This is a genomic window from Halorubrum sp. CBA1125 (genome assembly GCF_009742825.1).
Classification (GTDB): Archaea; Halobacteriota; Halobacteria; order Halobacteriales; family Haloferacaceae; genus Halorubrum.
The window spans coordinates 1-7455 of record NZ_WPCE01000143.1; the positions used below are offsets into that span (position 1 = coordinate 1).

The window sequence follows — 7455 nt, forward strand, 5'->3', positions numbered from 1 at the left end:
TCCTCGTCGTCGCGAGGGCGCTTTCCGTCGCCGGCGAGCCGCCGCACCCGGTCGAGCGAGTCGGCCTCGTCGACCGATTTGTCCTCGCGAACTCCGACGAACCGCGGGAATCGGAGGGCGTACCCCGAGGAGTACGTCGGCGAGGTCTGGATCTCCTCGTAGCCGACCTCGACGACGAGCGCCGGGCGGACGTCGATCTCCGTGCCGTCCTCGCGGACGACCTGGGGTTCCAGCCGTTCGGTGAGATCGGCGAGCCGCTCGTCGGTGATCCCCGTCGCGACCTTCCCGACCGTCGCGTAGTCGGCTCGGCTGCTTGGATCCGGACCGTCACGCACCCCGAGCAGGAACGTGCCGAACAGCTCCGCGCGGCGCCCCTCGCCCCACTCCGCGCCGACGACGACGGCGTCGAGCGTCTCGACGTCGGGCTTGCGTTTCAGCCAGTCGCGTCCGCGGTCGCCGGGCGTGTACGTCGACGCCGGGTCTTTCAACATCACGCCCTCGTGGCCCGCGTCGAGGGCCGCCCGCTCCGCGGCCGCGATCGCTTCCGCATCGGTCGCGATCGATAGTTCCGCGGCCGCGTCGGGCACGACCTCGCGGAGCCGATCGTGACGGACCCGGAGGGGCTCGTCGAGGAGGTCCTCGCCGTCGACGTGGAGGCAGTCGAACGCGTGGAGCCGGAGCGACACCGTCTCGCGCATCCGGTCGACGTCGTGTTTGCGTCGGAAGCGCCGCAACACCGCCTGAAAGGGAAGCGGGTCGCCCGCGTCGTCGACCGCGACCACCTCCCCGTCGAGGATGACCGGTACCGCGACGCGGGCCGCGACGTACTCCGCGATCTCCGGGAGCGCCTCGGTGACGTCTTCCATGTTCCGCGAGTAGAGCCGCGGACCGAGCCCCTCGGCGTTCGCGTCGGCCTGCTGCCGACCGTCGCGGTGTCGGTCGGTGTCCGCGGGGACGTAGTGGACCTGTACGCGCGCACCGTCGAACTTCGTCTCCACGGCGACCTCGCCGAACGACTCGACGGCGTCGGTCGCGCTCCCCGCCTGCGCGAGCATCGCCTGGACCGGTCGACCCACCCGGAGTCGCTCCCGGCGCAGTCCCTCGACCCCGTCGTCGCGCGCGAGGGCGGCGACGCGGCCGTAGTCGTTCGTCACCTGCAGCGCGCGCTCGACCGCCGCGATCGACTCGTCGCCGGCGCGGAGCGCGGGCGCCTCGCCGGCGTCGTCGGCCTCGTCGCCGTCCGTCTCGCGATCGCCGTCGACGAGGAACGCCTCGGCTATCGCGTCGCGAAACGGTCCCCTCGCCGACGCCGATCCGCATCTCGCCGAGCACGAGGCGGGCGAGCACCGCCGCCTCGTCGGCCTCACAGCGGTTGAACAGCCCGAACAGCGCGTCTCGCTTGCGCGACTCGCTGCCGTCGCCGGCGGCGGCCGCGACCTCCCGCAGGGTCGCGTCGACCGCGGCGACCGTGAGCGGGTCGCGGCCGTCGGCGAACGCCGCGAGCCCCCGCTGGCCGCCGAAGTCGTAGGCGGCGGCGACCGCCCCCGATCTCCCCCCGGTCGGCCAGTCGGTCCTCGACGTCGGCCGCCGTGACGTTCGGCCCCGCGGCGCGGGCGATCGCCTCCCGGCACAGCGCCGGTCCGACGTCGAGCGTCCGGGTGTCGTGGGCCGGGAAGACGCGCCCGAGCAGAAACCGGGTGACCGTCGCGAGGTCGTCGTCCTCGCGGTCAGTCTCGTCGCCGGCGGCCGAGAGCAGGTCGGCGACCGCGAGGGTGGTCTGGATGTCACCCGACTCCGCCGCCAGCCGTTCGGTCGCCTCGGCGAACGCCGCGAACTCCATACGGCGAGTCGGCGATCGTTCGGCAAAAACGCGCCGATGCGACACGGCGGCGTCGCTCGGCCGCAGCCCTTTTTAGGAGGCCGGCCCGTCGACCGTCGCATGAGCACCGAGTCCGCGCTCGCGGACGGGGTCCGAGAGGCGCTCGCGGTCGACGCGACGAGTTCGCCGCCCGCGCCGAGGAGGAGGCGGAGATCGTCAAGCAGGCGCTCCACGACGGCGCCTTCGACAACCACCAGTCGATCGTCGGCTTCGAGTACGAGTTCTACGCGGTCGCCGACGGACGCTGGAGCGAGGAGTCGCGGGCGGGCGAGTACGCGCTGATGCGCGTCCCCCGCCGGCTGTTGGAGTTGATGGGCTTCGAGAAGGAACTCGGCCTCCACAACGCGGAGATGTCGACGAGCCCGCAGCCGCTGTCGGACCACGGGCTCCGCGCGCAGCTCGCGGAGGTGCGCGCACGCCTGGAGGCCGCGGAGAACACGGCCGGCGTCGAGGGGATGCGGCTCGTCTCCGACGGGATCTGGACCATCCCGCCCACCGGCGAGACGGCGCGCGGGTACCTCACCGACAGCGTCGAGGTCGACGGCGTCACCGTCGCCGTCAACATGAGCGACGCGGTCCGGTACCACGCGATGGCGAACGCGGGCGTCGACGGCGTCGAGACGGTCGTCGACGCCCCGGGCGTGTCGTTCACCGCGGACACGGTGATGCCGGAGAGCCTCATCACCTCGGTCCAGCCGCACTACCAGGTCGCCCGCGCGGAGACGCTCCCGCGGCACTTCCAGTACGCCCTCCGGATCGCCGGACCGCTGCTCGCGATCGGCGTCAACTCCCCCTTCTTCCCGCCGGAGCTGTACGCGGACGACTGGGACGGCGAGCGCGTGCTCGCGGAGGGCGCCTCGGAGAACCGGATCCACGTCTTCGAGTCGGTGCTCAACACGCGGACCGACGACGACAAGGTGCGCTTCCCGCGGGACTTCCGGGACGTCGAGACCGCGGTCGACCGGATCGCGGGCGACGAGACGCTGATCCCGATGCCCGATCCGGGCGGCACGGACCGGTTCGACGACGACTTCGCCACGTTCCGGACGAAACACGGGAGCTACTGGCGGTGGGTCCGGCCGGTGTTCGAGGGCGCGAGCCGATCGAGCGCGAACGCCCGGATCGAGTTCCGGCCGATCCCGGCCCAGCCGACGGTCCGCGACTCCATCGCCTTCCAGGCCGCGTTCGCGGGGCTGATGGAGGCGCTGCCACAATACGAACACCCCGTCGTCGGCCTCGACTGGGAGACCGCCCGCGACAACTTCTACGCCGCGGTCGCCGACGGGCTCGACGCCGACATGGAGTGGATCGGGCTCGACGGCGAGCGCACGAGCGACGCGGACGCGCTGTACGCCGACCTCCTCGACCACGCCGAGGCCGGGCTCCGGACGGCGGGCTGTGCCGACGACGAGGCCGCCGAGTGGATCGCTCCCCTCCGGTGGCGCGTCGAGAACCGGGTGACGCCGGCGGCGTGGAAGCGCGACCGCGTCCGCGACCGGCTCGACGAGGGCGACGACTTCGAGACCGCCGTCTACGAGACGCAGCGGGAGTACATCGACCGGCAGCGGACGTCACTCGTCGAAGGCGGGTTCACCGGCTGGTGACGGACGAGGGCGGCCGTCAGCGCTCGTCGATCGGGACGAACGTCGCGTCCGTGGGGCCGGTGTACCGCGCCCGGGGACGGATGAGCCGGTTGTCCTGCTGGTACTCGATGACGTGGGCGATCCAGCCGCCGGCGCGGCTCATCGCGAAGATGGGCGTGTACATGTCCATCGGGATCCCGAGCGAGTCGTAGACCGCCCCGGAGTAGAAGTCGACGTTGGGGGCGATCCCCTTCTCGACGAGCCCCTGCTCGGTGAGGTACTCCTCTATCGTCGTGGTGTACTCGAGCCACTTGGTGTCGCCCGACGAGTCGGAGAGGTCGCGCAGCTTCTCCTCTAAGATCGTGGCTCGGGGGTCCTTCACGGAGTAGACGCGGTGGCCGAAGCCGGGGATGCGGCGCCCGGCGTCGCGCGCGTGCTCGACCCACTCGATCGGGTCCTTCTCGGAGGCGTCGATCTCGTGGAGGACCTCCATCACGTCCTGGTTCGCGCCGCCGTGGAGCGGCCCGGAGAGCGCGCCGATGCCGCCGGTCACGCCGGAGTAGATGTCCGCCATCGTCGACCCGATCACCAGCGCGGTGAACGTCGACGCGTTGAGTCCGTGGTCGGCGTGGAGGGTGAGCGCCATGTCGAACGTCTCCTCGCTCACGTCGTCGGGCTCGGTCCCGGTGAGCATGTAGAGGAAGTTGCCGGCGTACGACAGGTCGGGGTCGGGCGCGATCGGGTCTTCGCCCTGCCGGACGCGCTGGAAGGCGGCGAGGATGGTCGGGATCTTCGCCGTGATGCGGCGGCCCTGGGTGAGCGTCGTCGTCGCGACATCGTCGTCGTCCGGGTCGGCGCGCGGCTCGTCGTCGTACGCCGAGAGCATCGACGTCGCCGTCCGGAGCGCCGCCATCGGACGCTCGCCGGCGTCCGCGAGGGTCCGCACGGTGTCGAGCACGGCGTCGTCTACCTCACGCACGGCGTCGAGTTTGGCGGAGAACCCGTCGAGCTCCTCGGAGGTCGGTAGCGACCCGTGCCAGAGGAGGTACAACACCTCCTCGTAGCTCGCGCCGCGCGCGAGGTCCTCGATGTCGTACCCGCGGTACACGAGCCTCCCAGCCTCGCCGTCGACGTGACTGAGCTCCGACTCCGCGACGAGGACGCCCTCCAATCCCCGCTGCAACTCGTCTGACATGCAGTGGGTTTCCGACCACCATCAAAAAAAACGTTATCTTTCAGGCGGATCGAATCGACGATCGTCGAACATCAGACAGTCGAACGACAGAACGCGGCGGCGAAATGCGGACACGGAGGCCCGAGCGGGCCGGGTCCGGAGCGGGCGGTCCAGCCGCATCGGTGGTGCCGCGACGGACGGCAGGTCCCATCGACGGTTCCGCGACGGACGGCAGGTCAACTTCACCGCGCGGGCACGACCGTGATCGTGCGCTTGCGGTCGATCGCGTCCTCCAGCTCCTCGGCGATCGCCGACCCGCGAGAGACCTGTACCTCGCCGCCGCGGCCGACCGTGGCCGTGAAGAGGTACTCGCCGTCGGCCCGCACTTCCACGGTCTCGCCCACCTCGTCTTCGACGTCGATGAGACGTGTCGCGAGGTGATCTCGGGCGTGACGACGGTGCCGCGCTCGGCACCGATCTGCCCGCCGCCGGTCCCGTCCGAACCGTGCGAGCCGCCGGCGCCGCCGTCTCCGCCGGGCTTCTCGTCGTGGGTACGGACGTCGATCTCGATCCCGAGCCGGTTCTCGATGTCGCTGATACGGCCGCCTCCCTTCCCGATGACGGTACCGATGTCGCCCTCGGTGACGTACACGACCGCCTCGTCGTTGCCCTTGAGTTCGACGTCGACGTGTCCGTGTGCGACCGAGCGGATCTCGCGTTCGATCTCCTGTTTGGCGATCCGGCCGACCCCCGTCTCGGACTCGGCCTCGCCGCCGTCCTCGTTCAGCGGGACCGTGACCACCTGCCGGTTGAACGTGTATATCTCGTACTCCGGCGTGCCGGTCTCGAAGCGCGACACCTGGATGACCGGACGCGCGAGGTCCTCGGCGGTGAGTCCGGCGGGCACCTTCACCTCCGTGGTCACGTCGTAGACGGTGTGGACCTCGCCGGCCTCGATGTAGACGACGGTGTCGACGATCTGGGGGATCATCCCGAGCTCGACTCGGCCGACGAGCCGCTGGAGCGCGTCGATGGCGCGGGAGGCGTGGACGACCCCGACCATCCCGACGCCGGCCATCCGCATGTCGGCGAACACCTCGAAGTCGGCGGTCTTGCGGACCTCGTCGTAGATGGTGTAATCCGGGCGGACCAAAAGCAGCGAGTCGGCCGTGTTCGCCATGTCGCCGCCGAGCGAGCCGTACTGGGTGATCTCCGGGCCGACCTGGAGGTCGCGCGGCTTCTCCATCGTCTTCACCGCGTAGTCGCTGTCGTTGAGGAACTCCGCGACCGCCTGCGCGAACGTCGACTTCCCGGCGCCCGGCGAACCGGAGATGAGGACGCCGCGCTTGCGTTCGAGGAACCGCTCGCGGAGCTCGTCGGCGAACTCGTAGTCGTCGAGGTCGGTCTTCGCGATCGGCCGGACCGCCGTGATCTCGATCCCGTCGGAGAAGGGAGGCCGCGCCACCGCGATCCGGTAGTTGCGGAACTGGACGATGTCCATCCCCTCGTCGGCGAGTTCGATGAAGCCCTCGTTCGACTGACGGGCGAGGTCGACGATCGCGTTCGCCCACTCGCGCATCTGCTCTTCGTCCGTCACCGCGTCGCCGACCTCGACGTACCGCATCTCGCCGAGTTGACCGCGCTTCGCCTTCGGTACCGTTCCCGCCTTGAGGTGGACCGACATCGTCTCGTCGGTGAAGAAGTCCTGGATCGGGAGCTCGTCGACGACGCCGCGGGCGACCGGCTCGACGTACTCGACGTCGATCCCCTTCGCGCGGGCGACCTCGGCCTGCACGATGTCGCTGGAGAGCAGCGTCGCGCCGTGATCGTCCGCCAGGTCGCGGATCAGCGCGTCGACGTCGCCCTCGTGGGCGTGCGACCGCGCGTCCCCGCCCGCACGCTCGCCGACGTACCGCAGCTCGATGGTCCCCTCGTCGGCGTAGTCGGCGAGCCGCTTGAGTTCGCTCAGGCCGTCCCAGCCCGACTCCAGGCCGTCGTTCGCCTGCGACTCCAGCTCGCCGACGACGGCTTCGGGGACGAGTACCGTCACCGACTCGTAGCTCCCGTCCGCGACGCGTTCGGACACGCGGCCGTCGACGACCGCACTGGTGTCCGGTACTACGTTCATACCGTGGCTCCGGGCGGGAGCGGTATAAGCGTGTTCGACCGGATCAACGAGGGTCGCCGGCGGTGCGAGAACGCGGAATGGCGGCGGGAGAACGAAACGACGGCGGTGCGAACACGAAGCGACGGCGGCGCGAGAACGACGCGACGGAGAAAGGCCGGTCCGAGTCCGTCGACGAGACGGACGAGTCAGTCATCCGCCGCGGCGGCGGTCCGGTCCGTCGCGACGCGCTCGGCGTAGGCGGTGAAGTTGTCGAAGAGCGCCTTCACCTCGCAGGCGGCGGCGTGCGCCTCGGGGGTGATCGACTCGAGCACGGCGTCGACGCGGGCGTCCCCGAGCTGGTCGCGTTTCCCGTCGGTCACCTTCCGGGCGGTCTCGACGTCGTACTCGGGGTGGAACTGCACGCCCCAGCAGTGCCCGTCCCGGAACGCGTGCACGCCGCGCTCGTTCTCCGCGAGCAGCGTCGCGGACGGCGGCAGCTCGACGACCGCGTCGCCGTGGGTCGTGAACGTGGTGAACGTCTCGCCGACCCCCTCCAACAGCTCGTCGTCGTCGACCCGTCGCACCTCGTTGTATCCGATCTCGAAGCCGTCCATGCCCGCGACGCGCCCCCCCGAGCGCCTCCGCGAGCACCTGGTGGCCGTAACAGACGCCCAACACGGGGACGCCGGCGTCGGCGACCTCGCCGACGTAC

1 protein-coding gene and 4 pseudogenes are annotated in these 7455 nt (G+C 70.7%); 1 reads left to right on the forward strand and 4 read right to left on the reverse strand.

All coding sequences use genetic code 11. The annotated features are described in order from the left end of the window. Positions 1–1840, reverse strand: a pseudogene (gene ligA, locus GJ633_RS11980) (ATP-dependent DNA ligase LigA); the annotation flags it as partial. Positions 1841–1939: 99 nt separating this feature from the next. On the opposite strand from ligA, the pseudogene GJ633_RS11985 reads away from it, so the two are divergent. Beyond that, a pseudogene (locus tag GJ633_RS11985) lies at positions 1940–3483 on the forward strand (hypothetical protein). Between the two features lie 16 nt (positions 3484–3499). Here GJ633_RS11985 and citZ read toward each other — a convergent pair. The 3 genes and pseudogenes from citZ to GJ633_RS12000 form a co-directional block, all read right to left on the reverse strand. Next, positions 3500–4657: a citrate synthase gene (gene citZ / locus GJ633_RS11990; protein WP_156589015.1), complete on the reverse strand. Its 1158-nt coding sequence runs from the start codon at positions 4655–4657 to the stop codon at positions 3500–3502. Positions 4658–4878: 221 nt separating this feature from the next. Then, a pseudogene (locus GJ633_RS11995) lies at positions 4879–6764 on the reverse strand (PINc/VapC family ATPase). A 185-nt stretch (positions 6765–6949) separates the two neighbouring features. Continuing rightward, positions 6950–7421 (reverse strand): annotated as a pseudogene (locus GJ633_RS12000) (type 1 glutamine amidotransferase). Positions 7422–7455: the final 34 nt, after the last annotated feature.